The organism is Deltaproteobacteria bacterium, from assembly GCA_016234845.1.
Taxonomy (GTDB): domain Bacteria; phylum Desulfobacterota; class Deferrimicrobia; order Deferrimicrobiales; family Deferrimicrobiaceae; genus JACRNP01.
Genome location: JACRNP010000003.1, coordinates 16,442 through 37,219, shown reverse-complemented (window position 1 = coordinate 37,219; position 20,778 = coordinate 16,442). Strand labels below are relative to the sequence as shown.

The window sequence follows — 20,778 nt, the reverse complement described above, 5'->3', positions numbered from 1 at the left end:
GCCGAACGGCTCCAGCCAGACCACGTTGTATTTCCGGTTCAGCACTTCCTTCAGGCGGGCGATGTTCTTCCCGTCCTCCGGTCCGGGTTTCTCCCCGGCGAACTTCGAGAGGAGCACGGAAGAGTAGTCCGTGTAGAGGCTGACCTTGTCCTGCCGGACCGCCTCGAACGCATCCTCCCGGCTGGCGAAGCGGGACAGTTTCACGGTGGTCCCGGTCCGCTCGTCGATGAAGACCGCCAGGATGTTGGCCACCATCGCCTGGTCGGGAGCGTCGAAGTATCCCACCAGGATCGTGCGTCCGACGCAGGCGGCGGCCGACAAGGGATGGAGGAGGAACGCGACGGCCGCCAGGGCGGCGGCGAAGGCGATGGGGGCGATGGATCGTTTCAACGGCATCTCCTGTTCGTATGTCAGAAAGCGTAATGGTGCGGGCAATCCTCGCGGTGGATCCGCAGATACCCCTCGGCCATGTCGGGCGTGAGCCACGGCGTGATCGAGGCGAGCGCCGCATCGAAGTGCCGCTCGTCCACCCGGTCGCTCCCCGACTCCACCGCCACGATCGCCGCCTTCCGGCACAGGTTCTCGATGTCCCATCCGGTGCACCCCTCCGCCTTCGCCGCGACCCGGGCAAGATCCACGCCCTGCGAAAGCGGCATCCTCCCGGCGTAGATGGCGAGGATCTCCCGCCGCTCTTCCGCCGTCGGCGGGGCGACGAAGATCTTCCGGTTGAACCGCTTCTTCTCCTTGATCGCCGCCTGGTCCACCACGTCGATCCGGTAGCACGAGCCGACGAGGCGCACCTCCGGCGCGGAAAGCAGGCCGTCGAGCAGGGCCAGGAACTTCTCCGTGAAGGCGATGTCGGCGAAGGTCGGCGGCTTCCCCCGGAGGTTACCGGCGTCCCAGTCGTAGGATGCGCCGGCGCGGGGACACAGCCAGTCGATGTCGGAGATGAAGAAGACGGACGGCGCCTCGCGGACCGCCATCCCGAACGCCTCCTCCATCCGGTCGACCTTTCCCAGCATTTCCTGGCCCGAAACGTAGACGAAGGTCGCCCCCGCCTCCTTCGCCGCCGCCTCCGCGAGCATCGTGATCCCCAATCCCAGGGGCCCCCACAGCATCACCCCGGCGGGGAAATCGACGCCCATCGACCGCAGCTCCTTCGCGCGGGTGATGGGAAGGCAGACCATCTCCTTCATCTTCGCCTTGGGGCCCGCAAGGCCTCCGATGTCGTTCCACGCCAGGCGCGGCGCGCGGACTTCGTAGAACACGTTTTCCAGCCTTCGGTGCAATGGACGCTCCGGCGAAAGTGTATCCACTAATATTACGCAGGATATTCCGTGATTGCCACACGGGGGGGCCGTAAATTCCGGCCCGCGCGGTATGCTACGGCAGGTTCCCGTAGCGGACACGGGTCATCCGGCCTGCGGAAACCGGTTCCGAGGCCGCCGCGAACCGCGCCTTTCCCCGCTGGAGCAGCCCCTCGCCCATCGAAGGCTCCTTCAGGACCACGCAACCTTCCCTGCACGGCCGTGGGCAGGACGGGAGCAGCGATGACGACATCCCGCCGATCCACGGGCAGGCGTCCGTCACCGTCACGATCGAGTACGGTTGGTGGACGAAGAACTCGGCATCCTCCGGCGCCGGACGGACTCCCCGGGTCCAGGGGAGCGCGTCGAGGTGGTACCCCGTGACGCCCATCTCCCCCTCGAGAAAATCCCGCGCGCGGGGCGAGGAGAAGATCCCCTCGCCGTGCCACTTCCTCCCCTCCTCCGTGAGCCGTGGGGATGAGCCGATCCGCGGGCACCGCTTCTGCCCGGAGAGCAGCCGGCCGACCGACAGCCGCATCCGCGGGAACAGTCCGTGGAGCGTCTGGAGGAGCCCCCAGTCGTTCACAGCGACGTCGACGTCCGCCCCGGGCGGGATCGCGCGGAAGAGCGGAAGAGTCCGCTTCAGTTCCGCGTCCCGGAAGTACGGGGTGAGGAGCAGCAGAGGGGCGCTCCTCGCCGACGCCTCGGAGGCCGCCTCCGCCATCCGCGCCGCCGTCGGCAGCAGGTGGACGCAATATTCGCTCCCCATCGCCCCCCCGGCCCCGACCGGCAATTCCGCGATCCCCTCCCCGTCCGGGCCGAGATACCGATATTCTCTCATCGCACCTCTCCCGGGCGGAACTCGGGGAAGTAGCAGTTTTCCGGGCGGCACGGGCGGCCGAAGATTTCCCGGTAAAGATCCTTCCCCCGGCGGGCGCACGCCGACGCGTCGGGGATGTTCGCCCTCCCCCACTCCCGCATCGCGGCGACGGCGCGGACCGCGTCGACCTTGCGCGACGTCTCCGCGCCTCTGCCGACGATCTTCAGGGAGTGGACCCCGGCGCGCTCGAGGAGCGGGACGGCGCACAGCCCGCACGAGTGGAACCGGTCGACCCCCTCGTTCCGTGCGATGGCGTCCAGGACGCCCGCGGGCGCCGCTTCCCCCTCCCCGCGCCACTCCTTTTCGTACGACAGCTCGCACGGCCAGCTCCGGCCCGGATCGTCGTGCAGGTGGGTGCAGAACCCCTCGATGTTGGGGCACCGCCCGCGGAATCCGATGACTTCGAGGCGCGCCTCCCCCGCGAGCGGCGCCATGGCGGCGATATCGGCCGTGGAAAGCTCCCGGGCCAGGATCACCCGGTCCGCCCCCGCCCTGCGGAGAAACGCGACCGTCATCCCGTTGAAGGCCGAAAACAGCGTGCTGGCGTGCAGCGACAGCCGCCGGAACTTCGCATCCCGCAAGGAGAGCAGCAACGCGAGGTCCGAGACGATCACTCCACGAACCCCTCCCGCGGCAAGCTCCCCCGCCGTCCCGACCAGCGGCGGGATCATGTCGTCCGGGATCGGCGAAGCGTTCAGGGCTACGTGGACGGGGACGTCGAGCACCGCCGCCTGGTGGACGAGGGCGAACAGCTCATCTAGGGAGCCGGCGTTCGCCTCCTCGTAGCTGCGCCGGTTGCAGGAGACGACCGGTCCGAACGCATCGGACCAGTACGGCGGGACGTAACCGGCGTACAACTCCTCCGCGCCGGCGGATACGAGCGCGGGGACCTCCGACGCCTTGTCGGCGGGGGACAGGATCAGCATGTTCTCACTTCACCTCACCGCCCCGCCTCGAGCGTAACGCCCTTCTTCGTCACGCCGGATGTTTCCCCGGCCACTCCCGCCGCGGAGCAGCGGATCCGCACGTTCTCGAACGTTCCCGTGCTCCCCGGACGGAAACGGATCCCGCCCCAGGAACCGGCCGCGCACCCTCCCGCCGTGTCGAACAGGACCGGTTTTTCCGGAATGCCGCGCACCAGCAGCCTCCCGCGGACCTCGATGTCCGTTCCCTCCCCCGGCTGGACGAGAATCTCCGTGCCCGGATCCACCGTCACCGTGACGCCCTCCCGGATCACCACGGTACCCGTGAGGCGGATCACTCCCTCCCACGACGTCGACACGGTGATGTCCCCGCGCAGGAACCGCGCGTTGGGGTGCGCCTCCGGCGTCCGGGGCACGGCCAGGACCAGTCCGAGCCAGAACACGGAGAACACGACGAGCCGCCGGACCGTCACGTCCCGTACCCGCCGTCGTCCGGCGGCGGCGCCGCGAGGAACGGCTCGAAGAGGACTACTCCGAGGTCGGGTTCCACCCCCCGGTCGAAGATCCGCGCGCGGATCGCGGCGGGGTCGGTCGTACCCCACCAGTTCCCCGCCGCCGGGATGTCCGCCCGCTGGCGGTTTCCCAGCTTGAAGTCGTAGTCGGCGTTCCCGTGGATCCGGTTCTCCCGGATCGCCACCTTCCCCGTCGACTCCATCACGCAGAAGATCCCGACCTTGTTCCCCGTGATGACGTTGCGCGACAGGGTCGCGGTGGAGTTGCGCTCCTCGTAACGGACCCCGTACACGTTCTCCGTCATCCGGTTCCTGGAGAAGACCCCTTCCGCGGTCGAGAAGCGGAACCCGTCCACGCACCGGCGGAAAACGGAGCGGGTGACGGTGGCGCGGGAGAAGTGGATCTGGATTCCCGAGAACGCGTACTCGGACACGCACCGGGAGAGGACCGTCCTGCGGCTCAGGTTGACGAACAGGTACTTCCAGTCGCGCGGGGACGGATTCCTCTCCGCCGACGTGAACCGGATCGGACTCCCCGGCGTCCCCTCGGCCAGGAGGTTCCCCTCGACGTACAGCTCCGAATCGCCGATTCCGTCTCCATCCACGTCGATCCTCTCGAAGCGGACGACGGTGCCCGGCGCGATCGTCAGCGTGACCCCGCGGGGGACGACGACCGACCCCCGGATGCGGACTTCGCCGCTCCACGTCTCGTCGCCCGCGAGCCCGCGGATCGGCAGGGCGATCCCGTCGGCCGGGAGCCTCCCCCCCGGCATCTTCCCCGCCCCGGCGCACGCGGCGATTCCGCAGGCGAGGAGGATGGGAAGGATGCGGGCGGCGCGGCGCGGTGTCACTTCCCCTCCGGAAGGATCGGCTCGACCACGACCGTCAACCCTTCCCGGGCGATCCCCGCGACGGCCGACACCGCGTGGTCCGGCGTGCCGTCGTAGAACCCGAACCGCTCGCCGGGCCGGGGCGAGTCGCCGAACCGCTCCCGCGCGCCCAGGTAGAACGTTCCGGGCCGGTCCAGGTAGATGGCGAACGACCCGTCCGGGCCGGTCCGCCCGGAATGGCCGTACGGGCGCTGGTGCCCGAAGACGCGGTCGTCGTACACGAACGCGTACACTCCCGCCTGCGGCCTGCCGGTCCGGTCGACCACCTTCCCCCGCAGCACGGTCTCCGTCCCCGACGTCACCTCGGAGTAGGCCAGCTCCTTCTCCTTTTCCACCAGCTCCAGCCGCAGGCGGGTCACCGTCGCATCCTTCAAATATACAGGGTTCCCCGGGTAGAACCCGTACAGGTCCCCCTTCTCCAGCGGACCGGTCATCCCCCCTTCCCCGCGTCTCCTCGCCACGAGATAGTACGTGGACTCGGGAAGGTTCTCGATCTCGAACGTCCCACCCGGGCCCGTGGGGGCGCTCATCGCCATTCCCATCCCCTTGAAGAGCGAGTCCGGGGAGGAATAGACGTACACGTATGCGTTTTCCACGGGCGCCCCGCGAAAGACAAGCTCTCCGGCGGCCACGGCGCCTCGCCCCGGCTTCCCGGGCAGCATCGCCGGAATTTCCGCCGGGACCGCCTTCATCCCGAGCCACCGCGACCCGGACTCGAGGCGCACCGGGTTCTGCCCGGAGAAGGCGAACACCGGGGCGCCCTCGTACGCGCCTTCCGCCACCACGTAATAGCTCCCCGGCCGCACTTCCGCCCGGAATCCTCCGTCACCCGACGATCGTACCGATGGACTCGCGGATTTGCCGGCCGGGTCGTACGTCCGGAGAAGCGTCACCACGGCCCCGGGTACCGGCGCGCCGCGGAAAGTGACCCTCCCGGAAAGCACCGGGGCCTCCCTCGCCGGCGGCGCGCCGGCGCAGGAAACGACCAGCAGGCACGACGCGGATACCGCCAGAATCCGGGCGCGGGCGGACAGGCTCGATCTCATTTCCGCTCCACCACGATTTCGAACGCCCCCGGCGCTCCTTCGCGCGTCACCTCGACGGAGTGGTCCTTCGTGCCCGCGTATTTGCCGTACAACTCCCCTTCGGCCGGACCGCCCAGGTTTTCCCGCGCGAGGAGGTGGAACGTCCCTTCTTCGGCGACGGTGAATTCCGCCAACCCGTCCGCTCCGCTCTTGCCGGACACGTACGCCGGGTGGCCGAACATCTCCCGGTTGGGGTACGCGAGAACGCGGACGCCGGCAACCGGTTTCCCGGCCGGATCTACGACACGGACACGGAGCGGGATCCCCCGGGACGACGCCGGAATTCCCTCGAACGTCTCCAGCATCGACAGGCGGCGGACCGCGTCCAGCCGGATCCCTTTCGCGCCCCCGCCCTCCGGAAGCGTGATCGGGTTCCGGACGTAGTAGGCGAAGCGGTCTCCCACCTGCGTCGGGCCGAACAGGTCCCCCGATTCGCGCTTGCGCGCCACGGCGAAGAATGTCCCTTTCTTCAGTCGCGCCCGGAAGGTGCCGTCCTGCCCGGTCCGCGCGAAGAACCCCGGGATTCCCTTGAATCCGCCCGCAGGGGATTCGTAGAAGTAGACGGTCGCGCCGGCGAGCGGAACCCCGTTCTCGTCGAACACCGTACCCTCCACACCGTACGGCATGTCGGATGGCGGGTCGCTCCCGACCCGGACCAGGTTGAACCCCACGTTGGTTGCCCGATCCTGTTCGACCCGGACCGGGTTCCCCCCGTAGAAGCAGAAGAGGTCCCCTTCCTTCACCCCGGCAAGCGACGCGGACGCGGTTTTCGCGGCGACCAGGTGGTAGCTCCCGGGCGGAAGGGACAGCTCGTAGATCCCTTCCGCGTTCGTCCCCGCCGACCGCGCCGCCGCGTGGCCGGCAATCCCCTTTCCGAAATCGCCGAAGGCGAACACGACGACCCCCGGGATCACCTCGCCCTTGAGGGCGACCCGCCCCCGCACGCCGGTGAAATCGGCGGCGCTGGAACCTTCCGCGAGGCACAACAGGCAGAGGAGGAGCGGCGCGAAGCGCCTCATTTCAGCAGCACCGTGTCCATCCGGTACCTCCTCCCCCTGTATTCGAAGTACGGCTCCACGCGCCCGTCGCGGATCCCGGTCACGCTTCCACCCGCGTCCACCTGGGGCTGCGACTCACCCCAGTCGTTCCCGCGGAAATCCACCGTACCGGTCAGCCCCCCCCTCTTCCCGGGAGGACCTCCCTTCGATGCCGTCCCCCCGGCGCCATCCCGCGGCCGGAAATCTCCGCGCGACCCGCCGCCGGGCCCGAACGGCGCCCCCGGACCCGACGCGCCGTCCCGGTCCCCTTCCGTCGCCTCGCCTTCCCACTCCGACGACTGGTGCCGCAGATGCACCGCCGCATCCCGGTTCCCCCGGAAGACGTTCCCCCGGAACACGGGGTAGGAGGAGAACTCCACCCGCGCGCCGGTTCCGTTCCCCTCGATGCGGCATCCGGAGACGGTCCCTTCCGCCCTTCGGGTGAACAGGAATCCCGTGCCGTTCCCCGTGACCTCGGATCCCGACACCTCGGGCGCCGCCGTCTTCTCCGCGAGGATCCCGACGCCGTTCGCGTGGAAGACCGACTTCGCGACCCGGACGCGCGCGCCCGCCATCCCCGCGAGGAGACCCGTTCCGTTTCGCTCGAACCGGCAGTCGCGAAGCGACACGTTGTCGGCGCCGTACGCGTATACGCCCGCTTTCCCCGCCCCCGAGAAGCGGCTCCCTGCGATCTCCGCGGCGCCGCCGCGCTTGACCAGCACCCCGACCCGTGCGTTCCCCTCGAATACGCACCGGTCGACCCGGACCCTGGCGTACTGCCCGACGTCGAGCCCGACCCCGTTCCCCTCGAAGCGGACCTCCCGGAATCCGGCCGCCGCGCCGGTCAGCTGCGCCCCTCGCCTGCCGCCCGAGAGAACGGCGTGCCGGAACCTGGCGTCGGCCTCTCCGCGCACGTCGAGCCCGTCGAACGCGTCGTCTCCGACGATGCGGACTGGGTTCGCCTCCGTCCCCTCGACGATCAGGGTCCCGCGAACGATCCACCTCCCTCCACGGAACCGGATCTCCGCGCCCGGGAGCACCTTCCACGTCTCCCCCCTGGGGACGACCAGATCTCCCGAATACGTCCGATTCCCCGCGATCTCCTTCCCGTGGCCCGGGAACGCGGCGGCCATCGAGAGCAGCACCGCCACGGCGAGCGCCAGGGGGAGCGGGGCGATGTTCGCCTCCCTCACCACTTCTCCGCCACCCGGATCCGGATCCCCTCGAGCCGTTCCCCGTCGCGCACCAGGACCCCGTGGTCCGGCGATCCATCGAACATCCCGACCGGTTCCCCGGGAGAGACGGGACCGCCGTACTCTCCCCTGGCGCCGAGGAAGTACTTCCCCGGTTTCGGAAATTTCAGGATAAACGCTCCGTCGGTCCCCGTCCTTCCCGAGATGGCGAATGGCCGTCCGATCATCCGGTGGTCCGCGTACGCCATCACGTATACCCCGGGAGCGGGGGAACCGTCCTCCCGGACCGCGGCGCCGCGGATCTCCGCCGCCGGCGCCGCCTGCCCGCCTCCGGCGGCGCGCCGCCTCCGCTTCCCCTCGTCCGGGGAGCGCAGTGCGATCCTCCCCAGGTCGCGGGTGGATCCGGGTTCGAGACGGACCGGGATCCCCTCGTCCCCTCCCGTCTTCCCGGACGAAGACATGGCGCCGGTCTCGTTCTCTCCGCCCTTCTCCCTTGCGACGATGCGGAATGCTCCCTCCCGGAGGACGATGCGGAACCGTCCATCCTCGCCCGCGCGCGCGAAGGCCGCGTACGAGGGGCCCCGGACCGTGCCGACGTTGTCGGGGTAGGCGTACACGTACACCCCCTTCGCCGGCTTCCCGTCGATCACTACGGCGCCGGTCACGCCGGTCCCCCGGCGCGGGACGAATCCGCCGGACGACATTTCGACGAGAGCGAAGGAAATTCCCTTCACGGTTTCGCCGCCCGACACGCGAACCGGGTTCCCGGAGTATTCCGCCTTGTACGTCCGGTCCCGCCCCTCCGCGCGGACGGTCCTGCGCGCCACGAGGTGGTAGCTTCCCGGCGGGAGCGGGAGCGAGAAGAATCCGTCCTCCCGGGCGGCGCCCGTTGCAAACGGCGTCCCCGACCGCTCCGCGCCAGCCTTCACGAACGCCTGGATCTCCGCACCCGCCGCCGGCGCGTCGTCGATCGACGCCACACCCTCCACCGTTCCTTGCCGGGGGGAGCAGGCGACGGCCAGCAGGAGGACCGAGACCGCCGCAATCCGCGATGCGATCGTTCGGAAGAGGCCGGAACGCGGCGTCATTCCAGCCCCTCCCCCTTTCCGGGGGTGGCGAGCGCCGCCGCGCCCAGCGCATACGCGACCCCGCCCGCCAGGGTGGTCGCTCCGTACCCGATGTTCAGCGTGAGCGCCTGCGTCAGCGCGGCGCCGAGGACCGAAGCGGCGCCGTTGGCGGCGAAGAGGAACGGGGTCGTTCCCGAATCCGGGGAGGAGTACCTGCGCAGGCCGGCCGGGAAGAATATCCCCATCAGGATCGACGGGGGAAGGACGTACGCCGCAGCCACCGCGACGCGAGCGGGGAGCCCGGCCCCGGCGAAACGGACGAGTTCCGGCCCGCAGAAGAAAAGGTACGCGGTCGCCGCGATCGCCGCCCCGGGGAGCCACCGCGTCCGGTCTCCCGGGACGGCGCGCTCGGACAGGAATCCTCCCGCTCCGGAAAACAGCAGGATCAACAGCAGCCCCACCGCGAGGGAGAGCACCGGCGCCCCGAACAGGAGCGCGAGACGCTTGATCATCACGATCTCCCAGACGATGAACGCGAGCCCCACGAGGAACATGTATGCCGGGGCCGCGATCCCGGGCCGGGCGGCACCCCCCCGTGAAAGCAGCGCCCCGGGCGCGACGAGGAATATCGCGCAGAGGATCCCGGCGGAGAGAAGGAATCCGCGCAGCATCGACACCGCCCTGTCGTCGAACTCCCCCGACTTCATGCCGGCGGGCGACAGGAAGGATCCCGGCCGCAACGTGTAGTAGTAGAAGGGACGGTCGTCGGAAGGGGCGGAGTAGTCGAACGCGCCCGCCTCGCGCCCCTCCTCCCCCGAAAGAATCCTGCCGGGAAGCCCGGCCGCCGGCCGATCGGGCGCGAACAGGATCGGGAATCCCATCGATTCCGAGAACCCGCGGAGCGCGGCCAGGTCCTTGTCCGTCCACGGCGTCCGCCGGACCATGATGTTGATCAATCCCCTGTCGCGTACCGCCGCCACGTGGCGCGACGGATCGGCGGAACCGAGACGGGCGAGGGCGCCGCGGGACAGGGAAAGGAGCCGCCAGACGCGGCGTTCGTGGATGAACCGGGTGATCGTCAGGATCCCGTCGTCGGGGAGATGGGCGAGGTACGACCGGAACGCCTCCTCCGTGTGGAGGTGGTCCTCGGTCATCGTGAACGCGCCGGCGGAAGGGGGGACGCGGCCGAAGACCTGCGTCATCTGAAGGACGTCATACCTCTCCCGGTCGGACGCGAGGAAATTCCTCCCCTCGGCGATCACCGTCCGGACGCTTTTCATCGCGTACGGATTCCCGGTGAATTCCCCGAACGCCTCGCCGGCCGCCTGCACGACGAGCGGATTCATCTCCACGGCGGTCACCGAGCGGGCCGACGACGACAACGCGCACAGGATATCCTTCCCTCCTCCAGGGCCGATGATCAGCGCGGACGCCCCGGGCCGGACGTGGTACGCGGCGGACGCCACGTTCCACCGGAAGGCGTCCAGCGTATCCGGCTCCTTCCCCACCCCGAAGAGGGCCGTGTATCCGGTGTCGTCCACGACCATCCCGACCTGCTCCGGCACCGGCCCCGTGTACGCGGGGCTTACCCCCCACGCCTTCGACGACTCCTCCCCGGACACCGGATACGCGGCGACCCGCGAGACGGCGTCCCAACGGGTCCACAGCATGCCGGGTTCGAACCGCCCCCGGGCGAACCGGATCTCCGCGAACCCGTATCGCGCCTCCAGGAACCCGAGCGCGAGGAGCGCCGCGGCCCCCGCGAAAGCGATCACCGGTGCGGCGCGGCGTCCGCTCCCGCGGCGAAGGGAGAACGCGGCCGCGGACAGGGCGAACAGCGCCGCGACGAAGGGAAACGCGGCCGGGCCGGAGCCCGCGCGCATGGCCAGCAGGTACGCGACAACGCCCGCGGCGGAGCCGCCCATCACGTGGAGATACGTTTCCCCCTCGTTTCCCTTCCCCGCGAACGCAAGGGCGAAGATGGCCCCTGCGCCCACGAACGGCAGGGAGAACAGGAGCAGCAGGATCCCGATCTGGGCGGCGTCCGATGCGGGAGCGGCCTGCGCCGCCGCCCGGAACGGCTCGTAGTACGGCTGGTGGAACACGGACAGGAGGCGGCCGGCCCAGAGGGGGTATCGCCGGAACAGGAGAAGGACGATGTACGGCGCCGCGGTCACGAGCGCGGACATCCCGGCAAGAGCTGCGCCCAGCGACGGCGGGATCCCGGAAAATCCGGCGGGGAGCCTGCCGGACTTCCGCAGCAGATAGGGGAGAAGCCCGCCCGCCGAGAGGCCGAACATGGCTACGGCGATCGCCATCGACGCGAAGTGGTACCAGGCCACCACGGAGAAAACCCGGGTCAGGAGGACTTCGAACGCGAGAACCCCCGCCGCCGCGAGAAAGACCGCCACGTCACCAGACCTCGTTCACGGTGATGTCCACCCCGGTGAGACGGTCGCCCTCCCGAAGCGTAACGGAGTGGTCCGCGTTCCCCTCGAACCTTCCGTAATAGTCCCCGGGGGACGGCGATCCGCCGTATCCGCTCCTCGCCCCGAGGAAATATTTCCCCGGAACGGGCACGGGAAGACGGTACCGTCCGTCCGCCCCGGTCACGTCGGACAGGAGCACCGGGCGATTGAGAAGGTCGGGGTTGTCGTAGAGCGCGGCGTACACGCCCGCCCGCGGCTTTCCGTCGGCCCCGAGGATCCTCCCCTCGACGGACGCCGTCGCCCGCGCATCCCGCGAGTACGTCGGAACGTTGCGGAGTTTCAGCAGGGTGGCGGGAATCGAGACCCTGGCGAACCCGCCGGAACGGACGGATACGGGGTTGGCGGGATAGTAGCCGAACAGGTCGCCCTTCCGCATCGGGCCGGCGACACCGCCGCCGGAACGTTTCCGGACGAGGACATGATACTCCCCGGGGGGCAGTTCCATGACGAAGGAGCCGTCCGACGCGGTGGGCGCGGAGGCCGCGAACCCGAGGTCCCGGAAGGCGGAGTCGGTCCGGAGATAGGCGAACACGTGCGCGCCCTCCACCGGGGCTCCCCCGGAGGTCACCCTTCCGGCGACTCCCGTCCCTCCGGCCGGTTCCCCGTCCTGGCCGGGAGGTGCGGCGAACTCCTCGGTCCCGACGAAGATCTCCCGGGACTCCCCCGCCCCGCCGACGAACACGGGGTTCCCGCCGAAATACGCGTACCGGTCCCCGGCGGAGATCGGTCTTCCGTAATCGGAGTCCCTTCGCCACTCGGCGACGAGGAAATACCGGCCCGGGGACAGGTCGAACGCCGCGCGCCCCTCCGCGTCCGTACGTGCGATCGCGACGGCGGTTCCACCGATCGAACGGAGAAGCCCGACCCGGGCATCCGGAAGCGGATCCTCGCGCCAGGTCACACGGACGTGCACGACCGTCCGGACCGATGGCGCACCGGCTCCCCCGGCATCCGGACCACCCTTCCGCTGCGCGTGCGAACACGACCCGAGCGCAAGGATCAGGAATCCCGCGACCGGAAGGAGGATTCGCCGCCGGGCGGAATCGGCCGACGATCTCACCAGACCCGGAACACGGATATGTCGATCCCCTCCCGCTTCTCGCCGTCCCGTACCACGACTCCCATCGGGTTGATCGACCCCTCGTCGAACCTTCCGTAGAGGTCCCCGATCCTCGGCGGTCCGCCGAAACGGTCCCGTGCCGCAAGGTAATACGTCCCCCCCTTCGGGAGGAAGACCGCGTACCTGCCGTCGGGTCCCGTGCGCTCGCTGACGTATTTCGGCCGCTCGGACATCTGGACATACGTGTAGACGTGGACCCTGGCGCCCGCGAGCGGCTTGCCGTCCGCGTCCTTCACCGTCCCCGCGATGATCGTCGACCACTCCTTCGGGGGAACGAACGACCGGAGTTCCGAGTCCTCCTTGACGTTCAGCACCAGGTTGCTGCGCGCGACCCTTTCGGCGGCGACCGTGACGTCAACGGGATCGCTCCGCTGGTCTCCGGCCGAGAGGGGTCCCGCGCTGTCCTGGTTCGACCGACGCCTGGCGACGAGGGTGTACTCCCCGGGAGGAAGCTCAACGGAATAGGCTCCGTCGGCGAACGTGGGAGCGGGAAGGATCACGTCGGCGGGGCCGTACGGGTCGGCCCCCTTCTTGTAGACGTAGACGTAAACCCCTTCGGCCGGGGAGCAGATCACGCCCGCCACCCCGGTGCGGGAGGAACTTCCCGCCTTCCCTCCCCCTGCCCCCGCGCAGCCCGCCAACGCCAGCGCGATCGCGATCGGAAGGAACCAACGCGCCGCTTTCGCAAGGCGGCCGACGGAACCCATGGAAGAATCGGTCCGGTCCTCGTTCATGGTGAACACCCTCCTGTCGTCGATGGAGATTCCACGGACCCGCATCACCCGTACCACGCCTGGAACAGGACACCCGCCGCGACCGCAGCGGCGACCCCCAACCCCACGTACAGCGCGAACGCCCTCCGGTCGTAGACGCCCGCAAGTGCCGACAGGGCCGGGATGCTCGTCACCGGCCCCCCGATCAGGATCGCCATTCCCGCCCCGGGACTCATCCCCGCCGCGAGCAGCGACTTGATCAGCGCCGGTGCCGCCACCTGGGGAAGAGGCATGGGGACCGCGATGAGCGCCGCGAAGAGCACGGAGAGCGCCGACTCCCTTCCGAGCAGCGGCTCGACGACGTTCACGGGCAGGTAGTACGTCATGACGGCCTGCAGCAGGAGCGCGGGAACAAGAAACTTCCCGACGAGGATCGCCATGTCCCGGAATCGGTCGCCGAAGAAACGGAGACGGCCGGCGCGATCGACGATGCCCCCCTCCGCCCCCGCGTGGGCGAAGCAGCCCGCGTTGACGATGTCCTCGAACCCGGGACGGACGTTGCCCGGCGAATCGTACATTTTTTCCGCCTGGAAACCGCTCCCGTCCAGAGCGCCCTTCCGGACGAGCCACAACGCGCCGAAACCTCCCGCCAGCCCGATCAGCGCCGCCGCCGCGAGCTTCCAGAGCGCCCACGTCCACCCGAGCTGTCCGACGGTGATCAGGAACGCGTCCGGACTCATGAGCGGAGAAGTGATGAGCAGCGCGAGCACGGGGGGGAGAGGAACACCCGCGGCCGAGAGGGCGATCACCACCGGCAGGATTCCGCAGGAGCAGAGCGGGGAGATGAGTCCCGCCCCGACCGCCACGAAAATGGCGGCGCGGTCGCACCGGACGAGCGAGGCCCGCACGCGCCGGTCCCACTTGAACGTCTTGATGAAGGACGCGAAGAACACCCCGCCGAGATAGAACGGCCACAGGTCCCTCGACTGCTCGAGGAACAGGGAGAAGACTACCTTCGCGTCCGCCGCCAGGGAGGTCAACGGTAAAGATTATACGGAAGCGCCATCTTCCCGCCCGCGCTGCGGTACATGACGCGCTCCCCGGTGATGTTCTCGAGCGCGCGGGCCGACCATTCGCGCACGTTCGGATCGGGGTGTTCCAGCGTCTTCCGGAGCGCCCCTTCCGCCGGTTTCGCGATCAGGATCCCGAGCGACCAGGCGCACTCGACGCGGACGCCGACATCCCCCGACAGAAGCCACCGCTCGAGGGGTGCGAACGCCTTCGCCGTGCCGCACTTCGAAAGCGCCCGGGCGGCGGCGGCCTGCACGACCGGGTCCTTCTCGTTCTCTAGGACATCCAGAACGACTCCCTCCGCCCGGGTGTCCTCGATGTCCTCCAGCGCCCGAAGCATCGCCTTTCTCGGCCTGCCCGACGAGACCGGAAGCGCCGCGACGATCGCCGGCGTGGACTTCCTGCCCAGGTTGATGAGAGCGCGGGTCGCCGCTTTTGCGACGTTCTCGTTGGTATCGCTCAACGCGCGCACCAGGACGGGGATCGACTCCGGAGACTTGATTTCGCCGAGCGACCATGCCGCCACGTACCGGAGCGGGCGATCGCTTTGGAGAAACTCCGTCAGACGGGGCACCGCCTCTTTCGCGCGGAGTTCCCCCAGCAACCCGGCCGCGACCTCGACGATCCTCGGGGACGGGTCGTCGAGCGACGCGATCAGCGGCGGCACGGCCTTCTCCTTGAGCGTCACGACAAATCGAACGAGGCGCTCGTTGTCTTCCGTGTCGAAGAACGGCAGCAGGGCACGGACCTTATCCGGTCCCCCCGTCTTCGCCTCCTCCATCGCGCGCAGCAACGCGGGTCCGGGCGGGGTCCCCGGGAAGACCGTGTGGATCGAACCCGGGGATTCCGCACCCCGTTCCGCCGGGGGGGCGGAAGCGCATCCGAACATCAGAAAGGCGAAGGCCAGGAAGAACGCTCTGCGATGCATCATTTCGCCTCCGAAGGCACGGCGGAACCGTCCACCCGCGGCCCGGCGTCCGGCGCCGGGGAAGGGAGCTCCTCCGAGAAATCCACAACGTCGATCGAGTACTCGCCGTCCCCGAAACCCTCGTACCGCACCGGCCCGTACTTCTTCCCGTCGCGGATCTTCCCGAGGGTTCCCTTCTCCGGATTTCTTTCCGGGTCGGGCCCCCAGTGGTTCCCGCGCGCGAAAACCCGTTTGGGGAACTTCCCCTGCATCCCGGCGATCGCCGCGAACTGAGAGCCCCGTTGCCTCGCCTCCCCGCCGCTGATCTCCCTCGAACCCGAGCGCTCCTCCCAATCCCCGGACTGGAACTTTTCCAGCCGCACGCTCATGTCGTTCCGGTCGAAGTTGTTTCCGGAAATCCGCGGGTAGGAGGAGTAGTTGACGACCACGGCGTCCCGGTTGTGGAAGAAGACGTTCTTCTCGACAACGGCGTGCGATTTCCGGAACAGGTTGACGGCGGCCTGGTTCGCCTCGAACCGATTGTTGCGGACGGTCGGCGAGGAGAACTCCTTCGCGTCCACCCCCGTCCTGTTCTCCCGGAACGTCGAATCGGAAACTTCCACGGACGAAAACTGGACGGCGAGAACCCCGGTGGCGTTGTTCCGGAATTCGGCGCGGGAGACGGTCGAGTCCTTCCCCATCTGGCGGGCGACAACCCCGACCTCCAGCGATGCGAAGACGCTTCTCTCCACCCGGCAGGGGGCGTTGGTCAGCGAGAAGATACCGGTCTTCCCCCGATCGAAGACGCAGGCGGTGACGCGGAACGAGGCCCCCTTGTCGGCCACGATCCCGTTCCCCTGGATGTTCGCGAAGCGGGAGCGCCGGAATACCCCGTCCCCTCCGAGGGAGACGACCGCCCCGTCCCCGTTCCCGTCGAACAGGCAGTTGTCGACGACGACCCGGGATTTCTGGTTCCCGCGGACTCCGGTTTCGCACCCGATGAACACCGCGTCCCGGATCCTGGCCTCGCCCTCGGAGACGGACACTCCTTCCCGGGCGCCTTCGATCCGGAAACCGGTAAGCGATGCCGGCTCCCTTTCGCCGCCGACCAGGCGAATCCCCTCCCACTGGTCCCGCGCCCCCCCGGGTTTCTCCGGGAGGAAGAGAACCGTTCCATCGCCTCCGCTTCCTTCGATCGAAAGTCCACCCGACGCGGAGAGCGAGATCCCTTTCCCGGCGGCGACGCGGATCCTCGTTCCCGGAAGGATCCGGAGTCTCCCGTTCGGGGAAACGACGACGCTCTGCGTGAGCAGAATGTCGCCGGACCACGAGACGACGTCGTCGATCGACGCGCGGGTCCATTCGACGGGGGCGGCGACCGCCTCCGAACAGCAGATGAAACCTGACAGGAGAAAAAACAGGAATCGGCCCTTCATCGTCACTCCTGCTGGGATGCGCCCCCCGGGCGCGGAAAGAAAAAACCCCGCCGCACTCCGGACCGCGCGGCGGGGCGTCGAAGAGCGATCGGAAGCGGACTACTCCGCTTCCGGGATGGTGTACGCCGCCCCCGCGGACACGTTCTTGCGGACCACCTTGATCCCGCTCGGGAAGTCGACCTCGATGTCGTACCGGTACCGGGCATCGGCTCCGAAGTGGACCTCGAGCGGCGGACAGGAGCAGAACCCGTTGGAGGTCAGCACCTGGCGGAACGCGATCATCTTGCCGTCCCGGTACAACCGGATCTTGGCGCCCACGGCATCCCGGCTGGTCCGGAATTTCCGGGAGGAGTCGTTCCAGGTCGTTCCCACCGCCTTCACCTTGATCCAGCTTCCGTCGTTCTGGTCGTTCCGGTAGACTCGCGGACCCACCTCCCAGTTGGCGACGAGCAGGTCCATGTCGCCGTCGTTGTCCTGGTCGAAGAAGGCGACCCCCTTGGTCCGGATCGTCTCGAGCTTCATGGAGGGGTACTTCTCCACGATGTCGGTGAACGTGAGGTTTCCGTTGTTGTGGTAGAACTGGTTCGAGAATTTGCAGTCACCCTCGTAGATGTCCTGGAACCCGTCGTGGTCGGTGTCGGCGAAGCCGGTCCCCTTCCCCCACCCGTTGTGGTCGGTGCCGGACGACTTCGTGATGTCCTTGAACCTGCCGTTTCCGAGGTTCAGGTAGAGCTTGTTCCCGCCCACGTAGTTCGACACGTACAGGCTCAGGAAACCGGAGTTATTGATGTCGCCCACTCCGGTGCCGAGGGTCCACGCGTCGTTGGGGACGCCCGCCTCGTCGGTGACATCCTTGAACTTCCCGTTCCCCAGGTTCCTGTAGAGAACGTTCTTCCCGATGCCGGGGTACTGGCCGTTGGAGACGTAGACGTCGTCCCATCCGTCGCCGTCGTAGTCGAACGCCACCGAGCTCCACGCCCAGGTGTTCGATCCGACGCCCGCCTCGTCCGTCGCCTCGACGAACTTCACATCCTCCGGCCTCGGGCCGGCGGTCGCGTTCCGGAACAGGACGTTGCGCTGCCCGACGCCGTAGTTGGAGCAGTAGATGTCGAGCCGGCCGTCCTTGTCGTAGTCGAACATGGTGGCGCCGTAGGTGAAGGTCTTGATCCCCACCCCGGCGGACTCCGTCACGTCGATGAACTTCGGACGCCCGGGAGTGCCCGCGTTCAGATAGAGCCGGTTCGACTCGATCTCGTACCGCCCGCCCTTCGCGACGTAGAGGTCCGGCTTGCCGTCGTTGTTCACGTCGCCGAACGTCGAGCCCATGGCGTATCCGGTCTCGTCGAGCCCCGCCTCTTCCGTGACGTCGCGGTACGTCCCGTTGCCGTTGTTGAGGTAGAGGTGGCTCGGCCCCCCCTTGTTGGATATGAACATGTCGAGGTAGCCGTCCCCGTCCACGTCCGCTATTGCGACTCCCTTGTTTCTCCCGTTCAGGGCGATCCCGGAGGGGACCGTGATGTCCAGGAACGGATCGGAGAGGGCGGGGACGGAAAGGAACAGGGCGAGCGTGGAACAGACGACCGGGATGCACCAACCGCGATGCGGGAGACGCATATTCATCTCCTTGGGCGTATCTGGGAACTGTGGTGCCGGCGTAACTGCGCGAACCGCCCGCTCAGCAGGGGTGAACGCTCGAGGAACCGACGATCTTCGGAAGGGCGAAACGGATCTTCTTCATCGCAAACCTCCACGGAATGATTGGGGAAACCCCCCGCGTTGCACTAAGGAATACCTTCGATCCGCCGATATGTTACAGCAAGGCTGAATAAACCGTCAAGGAGATCGTCCCCAAGAGGCGACGGGGGCGATTGCTGTTTCAATCCGGTGCAGGGGTGTGGTATATATTCAGAAATCATTTCGGGAGGAATTCCGTTCATGAACCGCAGATCCCCGATCCTGGTGGTTGTTGCCGTGGCGGCGTCGCTTGCCTTCGCCGCCCCGGCGGGGGCGTTCTTTTCAGGGGGCGGGGGGATCAAGGAAGGCGACCCGGCGCCGTTGTTTTCCGGGCAGACCATCGAGAACCAGCCGATCGACTTCCGGCAACTGAAGGGGAAGAAGGTCGTGATGCTGGACTTCTGGTCGATCTACTGCGCGTCGTGCATCGAGGAGATGCCGCGCCTCACCGAGATCCACAACGAGTTCAAGGACAAGGGATTGCTCGTGATCGGCGTCAACCTCGACTCGTTCGGGACGCACCGCGTGGTGAAGTTCATGCAGGGGATGGAGACCAAGATCACCTTCCCGGTCATCATCGACAAGAACCGGCAGATCGCGACGTCGTTCAACGCGATGGTGCTGCCGACCACCCTGCTGATCGACGCCTCCGGAAGGATCCGCTACTACCACGTCGGGTACAAGCCGGGGGACGAGAAGCAGATCCGGAACATCGTGATCCAGGCGGTCCGGGAACTGAAGAAGTAGCCTGCGGGGTGCGGGCCAAGGAGCAGACCATGAGGAAACGGATCCTCTTCTCCGTCGTCGCCGTTTGCGCGGGGGTCGCCTTCGCCGCGGTCCCGGCCTTCTCCCAGGAGAGCAAGGGCGGCTCCTATTCGAAGATCCCGACCGTAAAGGGGATCGAGACGCTGAAGGCGGGCGCGAAGGCGCCCGACTTCAAGGTCCAGGACCTGGCGGGGAAGGAGTTCCACCTGGCGTCGTGCTGCGACAAGGACGCGGTGCTCCTCTTCTTCTGGTCGTTCTTCTGCGGCCCGTGCCGGGAAGAGATGCCGATGATCAACCAGATGACCAAGGACTTCAAGGGGAAGGGGCTCCAGGTCATCGGCGTGAACCTCGACGGCCGCGAGATGAAGAAGGCGATCGACAAGTTCGTCGTCAACGAGAAGGTCGGCTTCCGAATCGTCTTCGACGAGCTGTCCGGAGACGCCTTCCAGGTGGCCGATCCTTACGGCGTCGCCGGCACGCCGGCCATCTTCCTCATCGACAAGAAGGGGATGATCACCTTCAGCGCGGTGGGGGCGGTGACGGGCGAGCAACTGAAGGCCGAGATCGGGAAGGTGGTCAAGTAGCCCCGCGCGTCCTCATCGTCGTCCCCGCCTACCAGGAAGAGAAGGTCATCGGGGGGTTGGTCCGGGCCATCCGGGACCGGTACCCCCACCACATCGTTGTCGTGAACGACGGATCGACCGACGACACGGGCAAGGCGGCCCTCGACGCGGGGGCTACCGTCCTCGACCTCCCGTGCAACCTGGGAATCGGAGGCGCGGTCCAGACCGCTTTCCGATACGCGAGAGAACACGGGTACGAAGCCGTCGCCCGGATCGACGGAGACGGACAGCACGAGGTCGAGGATATCGGAAAAGTCCTCGAGCCGATTCTCCGGGGGGAAGCCGACGCCTCCATCGGCTCGCGATTCCTGGGGGAGACCCGGTACCGGGCATCCATTCCGCGGATCTTCGGGATCCGCCACTTCCGGTGGCTCGTCAACCTCTTCACCGGGTACCGCGTCACGGACCCGACATCGGGCTTCTTCGCCATCAACCGCCGGCTGATCGAGTTCTACTCCGACCACTACCCTTCCGACTACCCCGAGGTCGACTCCTACATCCTGATGCACCGGCTGGGAGCGACCGCCGTGGAGGTCCCCGTCCGGATGCACGCCCGGGCGGAGGGAAAATCGTCGATCACACCGTTCCGGGCGGTGTACTATATGGTGAAGGTGACGCTCTCTTTCCTCATCAACCGCCTCCGGAGATTCGGATGAGCCGGGTAACGGTGATCTCCATCGCCGCCTCCGCCACCCTCCTCATCTACATCCTGGAGATGGTGCGCCGCCGCCGCCTGCGCGAGGAGTATTCGATCCTCTGGCTTTTCGGCAGCGCACTGATCCTGGTCCTGTCGGTGAAACAGGACTGGCTGGACCGTCTCGCCCGCATGGCGGGCATCGCCTACCCGCCCTCCTTCCTGTTCCTCGTGGGCATCCTGTTCATCCTGCTGATCCTCATCCACTTCTCGATCGCCATCTCGAAACTCCACCAGATGAACAAGAAGATGGCGCAGGAGCTGGCGATGCTGAAGAGCCGTCTGGGAGGAGACCCGTAGCTCCCGCCCGGCGAACCGGAATACCGCTCCCG

The 20,778-nt window shown here is 67.9% G+C and carries 21 protein-coding genes; 4 read left to right on the top strand and 17 right to left on the bottom strand.

Annotated features, from left to right (window positions below):
- The 17 genes from HZB86_00275 to HZB86_00195 form a co-directional block, all read right to left on the bottom strand.
- On the bottom strand, nucleotides 1-390 hold a 390-nt coding region (locus tag HZB86_00275; GenBank protein ID MBI5903986.1), incomplete at its 3' end, for a hypothetical protein.
- Nucleotides 391-410: 20 nt separating this feature from the next.
- On the bottom strand, nucleotides 411-1,289 hold the full coding sequence (locus tag HZB86_00270; GenBank protein MBI5903985.1) for an AAA family ATPase: 879 nt from the start codon (nucleotides 1,287-1,289) through the stop codon (nucleotides 411-413).
- Between the two features lie 94 nt (nucleotides 1,290-1,383).
- A complete protein-coding gene (locus tag HZB86_00265; protein ID MBI5903984.1) occupies nucleotides 1,384-2,148 on the bottom strand; it encodes a hypothetical protein in 765 nt (254 codons plus the stop codon).
- Nucleotides 2,145-3,113, bottom strand: coding sequence for a U32 family peptidase (locus HZB86_00260; GenBank protein MBI5903983.1), 969 nt, complete (start codon nucleotides 3,111-3,113; stop codon nucleotides 2,145-2,147). Before HZB86_00260 ends, HZB86_00265 begins: the two co-directional genes overlap by 4 nt.
- 14 nt (nucleotides 3,114-3,127) lie before the next feature.
- Nucleotides 3,128-3,583, bottom strand: a complete 456-nt coding sequence (locus HZB86_00255; protein ID MBI5903982.1) for a hypothetical protein — start codon at nucleotides 3,581-3,583, stop codon at nucleotides 3,128-3,130.
- Nucleotides 3,580-4,473, bottom strand: coding sequence for a right-handed parallel beta-helix repeat-containing protein (locus HZB86_00250; GenBank protein ID MBI5903981.1), 894 nt, complete (start codon nucleotides 4,471-4,473; stop codon nucleotides 3,580-3,582). Before HZB86_00250 ends, HZB86_00255 begins: the two co-directional genes overlap by 4 nt.
- Nucleotides 4,470-5,558: a carboxypeptidase regulatory-like domain-containing protein gene (locus HZB86_00245; protein ID MBI5903980.1), complete on the bottom strand. Its 1,089-nt coding sequence runs from the start codon at nucleotides 5,556-5,558 to the stop codon at nucleotides 4,470-4,472. The genes HZB86_00250 and HZB86_00245 overlap by 4 nt, the downstream gene beginning before the upstream one ends.
- Complete coding sequence (locus tag HZB86_00240) at nucleotides 5,555-6,616, bottom strand: hypothetical protein (GenBank protein MBI5903979.1); 1,062 nt, start codon at nucleotides 6,614-6,616, stop codon at nucleotides 5,555-5,557. The genes HZB86_00245 and HZB86_00240 overlap by 4 nt, the downstream gene beginning before the upstream one ends.
- Complete coding sequence (locus HZB86_00235; protein MBI5903978.1) at nucleotides 6,613-7,827, bottom strand: right-handed parallel beta-helix repeat-containing protein; 1,215 nt, start codon at nucleotides 7,825-7,827, stop codon at nucleotides 6,613-6,615. Before HZB86_00235 ends, HZB86_00240 begins: the two co-directional genes overlap by 4 nt.
- Nucleotides 7,824-8,915 (bottom strand): hypothetical protein, encoded by a 1,092-nt coding sequence (locus tag HZB86_00230; protein ID MBI5903977.1) that lies wholly within the window; start codon nucleotides 8,913-8,915, stop codon nucleotides 7,824-7,826. The genes HZB86_00235 and HZB86_00230 overlap by 4 nt, the downstream gene beginning before the upstream one ends.
- Nucleotides 8,912-11,305, bottom strand: a complete 2,394-nt coding sequence (locus HZB86_00225; protein MBI5903976.1) for a hypothetical protein — start codon at nucleotides 11,303-11,305, stop codon at nucleotides 8,912-8,914. Before HZB86_00225 ends, HZB86_00230 begins: the two co-directional genes overlap by 4 nt.
- Nucleotide 11,306: 1 nt before the next feature.
- A complete protein-coding gene (locus HZB86_00220) occupies nucleotides 11,307-12,443 on the bottom strand; it encodes a carboxypeptidase regulatory-like domain-containing protein (GenBank protein ID MBI5903975.1) in 1,137 nt (378 codons plus the stop codon).
- Complete coding sequence (locus HZB86_00215; protein ID MBI5903974.1) at nucleotides 12,440-13,294, bottom strand: carboxypeptidase regulatory-like domain-containing protein; 855 nt, start codon at nucleotides 13,292-13,294, stop codon at nucleotides 12,440-12,442. The genes HZB86_00220 and HZB86_00215 overlap by 4 nt, the downstream gene beginning before the upstream one ends.
- Nucleotides 13,282-14,256: a permease gene (locus HZB86_00210; GenBank protein MBI5903973.1), complete on the bottom strand. Its 975-nt coding sequence runs from the start codon at nucleotides 14,254-14,256 to the stop codon at nucleotides 13,282-13,284. Before HZB86_00210 ends, HZB86_00215 begins: the two co-directional genes overlap by 13 nt.
- Nucleotides 14,253-15,218, bottom strand: coding sequence for a HEAT repeat domain-containing protein (locus HZB86_00205; protein MBI5903972.1), 966 nt, complete (start codon nucleotides 15,216-15,218; stop codon nucleotides 14,253-14,255). The genes HZB86_00210 and HZB86_00205 overlap by 4 nt, the downstream gene beginning before the upstream one ends.
- Nucleotides 15,215-16,630 (bottom strand): right-handed parallel beta-helix repeat-containing protein, encoded by a 1,416-nt coding sequence (locus HZB86_00200; protein MBI5903971.1) that lies wholly within the window; start codon nucleotides 16,628-16,630, stop codon nucleotides 15,215-15,217. Before HZB86_00200 ends, HZB86_00205 begins: the two co-directional genes overlap by 4 nt.
- 99 nt (nucleotides 16,631-16,729) lie before the next feature.
- Nucleotides 16,730-18,244, bottom strand: a complete 1,515-nt coding sequence (locus HZB86_00195) for a CRTAC1 family protein (protein ID MBI5903970.1) — start codon at nucleotides 18,242-18,244, stop codon at nucleotides 16,730-16,732.
- A 321-nt stretch (nucleotides 18,245-18,565) separates the two neighbouring features.
- Here HZB86_00195 and HZB86_00190 point away from each other — a divergent pair, with 321 nt between their 5' ends.
- Genes HZB86_00190 through HZB86_00175 form a run of 4 tightly spaced genes read left to right on the top strand, consistent with a single transcriptional unit; the run spans nucleotide 18,566 to nucleotide 20,746 of the window.
- A complete protein-coding gene (locus tag HZB86_00190; GenBank protein MBI5903969.1) occupies nucleotides 18,566-19,111 on the top strand; it encodes a TlpA family protein disulfide reductase in 546 nt (181 codons plus the stop codon).
- A 29-nt stretch (nucleotides 19,112-19,140) separates the two neighbouring features.
- Nucleotides 19,141-19,713 carry a TlpA family protein disulfide reductase gene (locus HZB86_00185; protein MBI5903968.1) on the top strand — a complete coding sequence of 191 codons (573 nt, stop codon included), beginning with the start codon at nucleotides 19,141-19,143 and terminating at the stop codon, nucleotides 19,711-19,713.
- A gap of 14 nt (nucleotides 19,714-19,727) precedes the next feature.
- A complete protein-coding gene (locus HZB86_00180) occupies nucleotides 19,728-20,408 on the top strand; it encodes a glycosyltransferase family 2 protein (protein ID MBI5903967.1) in 681 nt (226 codons plus the stop codon).
- Nucleotides 20,405-20,746: a DUF2304 domain-containing protein gene (locus HZB86_00175; GenBank protein MBI5903966.1), complete on the top strand. Its 342-nt coding sequence runs from the start codon at nucleotides 20,405-20,407 to the stop codon at nucleotides 20,744-20,746. The genes HZB86_00180 and HZB86_00175 overlap by 4 nt, the downstream gene beginning before the upstream one ends.
- Nucleotides 20,747-20,778 lie beyond the last annotated feature (32 nt).

Coding starts and splice junctions, on each gene's coding strand:
- HZB86_00240 (MBI5903979.1), bottom strand. CDS start 6,616: ATGAGGCGCTTCGCGCCGCTCCTCCTCTGCCTGTTGTGCCTCGCGGAA.
- HZB86_00205 (MBI5903972.1), bottom strand. CDS start 15,218: ATGATGCATCGCAGAGCGTTCTTCCTGGCCTTCGCCTTTCTGATGTTC.
- HZB86_00200 (MBI5903971.1), bottom strand. CDS start 16,630: ATGAAGGGCCGATTCCTGTTTTTTCTCCTGTCAGGTTTCATCTGCTGT.
- HZB86_00245 (MBI5903980.1), bottom strand. CDS start 5,558: ATGAGATCGAGCCTGTCCGCCCGCGCCCGGATTCTGGCGGTATCCGCG.
- HZB86_00265 (MBI5903984.1), bottom strand. CDS start 2,148: ATGAGAGAATATCGGTATCTCGGCCCGGACGGGGAGGGGATCGCGGAA.
- HZB86_00195 (MBI5903970.1), bottom strand. CDS start 18,244: ATGCGTCTCCCGCATCGCGGTTGGTGCATCCCGGTCGTCTGTTCCACG.
- HZB86_00175 (MBI5903966.1), top strand. CDS start 20,405: ATGAGCCGGGTAACGGTGATCTCCATCGCCGCCTCCGCCACCCTCCTC.
- HZB86_00230 (MBI5903977.1), bottom strand. CDS start 8,915: ATGACGCCGCGTTCCGGCCTCTTCCGAACGATCGCATCGCGGATTGCG.
- HZB86_00190 (MBI5903969.1), top strand. CDS start 18,566: ATGAACCGCAGATCCCCGATCCTGGTGGTTGTTGCCGTGGCGGCGTCG.
- HZB86_00260 (MBI5903983.1), bottom strand. CDS start 3,113: ATGCTGATCCTGTCCCCCGCCGACAAGGCGTCGGAGGTCCCCGCGCTC.
- HZB86_00185 (MBI5903968.1), top strand. CDS start 19,141: ATGAGGAAACGGATCCTCTTCTCCGTCGTCGCCGTTTGCGCGGGGGTC.